Origin of the sequence: Bacillus sp. ME78 (genome assembly GCF_903970865.1) — a bacterium.
Lineage (GTDB): Bacteria > Bacillota > Bacilli > Bacillales > Bacillaceae_G > Bacillus_A > Bacillus_A cereus.
Genome location: NZ_CAJCKK010000080.1, coordinates 1 through 1225 on the forward strand (window position 1 = coordinate 1; position 1225 = coordinate 1225).

Genomic DNA, 1225 nt, shown 5'->3' on the forward strand with positions numbered 1-1225 from the left:
AGCGCCCCAGTGGTCTTGAGAGTCTGTAAAAGAAGGTTTGGCTTTTGGATCAATTTCTATTCCTAAAGCTTTTGTTAAAATTGTTGCAGCGGAAGCTCGATCTAACGTAACGTTTGAGCCAAAAGTGCCATCTGGATAACCAATTAAGACTTGTTTATCCACTAAGTAATTAACAGATTGCTCTGCCCACTTTGGAACATCAGGAAATTTGTGAGTATCTGCAAAAATACTAGAAGAATAGGATAATATAGCCCCTGCAAGAAGACCTGTTGTGATTAATTTGCGCTTCATAAAAATATACACCTCTACCAATCTATTGTATTACCAAATTGAGATTTTTTATTTTTATATTTATATGTTTGTGATGATGTTGACATCTATTCAATTTGGTGTAACTATTATAGTTACTTATATGTATAAGTGTCAATGAATAATTTTAACAAAAATGTTTAATATTTACACAATAAATAAATATAAATTAATTTTATTTACTAAAAATTAATAATGTGTTGACGTATTAATATATACTTAATTATAATTAATCGAAATTAATTGAGATTGATTTTCAAGTTTGTATACTAGTTTAACAAGTATACAAACTTGAATTTAAATAAAAAATTTGAATATAAACTTATATTTGTTCATTGGCACTTATATACAGGTAACTAAAATGGTTGAACCAAATGTATGTTAAGCTTAAAATTTTTTTAAAGATACATATTGATAGAAAACCTTTCCTCTAGATGTTCTTTTGGATAAAAAAACTTTATTTATGCAATTCCTTATATATATTATCCATTAACAATATAGTTAATTATTCAATAAGCTCACCAACATTTATTGCAATTTTTTATTATTACTTCTTAATAAAGGAATAATATAAATTAAATGCATGAAAATGGATAGGAATTAAGATTTAGAAGGAGAATATTTTATGAAATCCAAGTTAATTGCTACAGGAATTATTGCAGGAAGTCTACTATCCTACTCATCTAATACATTTGCAGATACTCATAAGTTTCCAGATGTTCCAACATGGGCGGACAAATCCGTTAATTATTTAGTTAATAGACAGGTATTGAATGGTTATCCAGATGGAACTTTTGGTTCTCATGATTCATTAGACAGAGCTTCGGCCACAAAAATTATGACAAAAGTTTTAGGAATAGAAATTGACTTCGATGCAAAACCATCTTTTACAGATTCACAAAACCATTGGGCTACC

2 protein-coding genes are annotated in these 1225 nt (G+C 28.0%); one reads left to right on the forward strand and one right to left on the reverse strand.

What is annotated here, in order from left to right; all coding sequences use genetic code 11:
- Positions 1–291 (reverse strand): S-layer homology domain-containing protein (locus H6481_RS28125; protein WP_182813804.1); only part of this gene is annotated, 291 nt, incomplete at its 3' end.
- A 643-nt stretch (positions 292–934) separates the two neighbouring features.
- Here H6481_RS28125 and H6481_RS28130 point away from each other — a divergent pair.
- The coding region (locus H6481_RS28130; protein WP_182813807.1) for an S-layer homology domain-containing protein at positions 935–1225 on the forward strand (291 nt) is incomplete at its 3' end.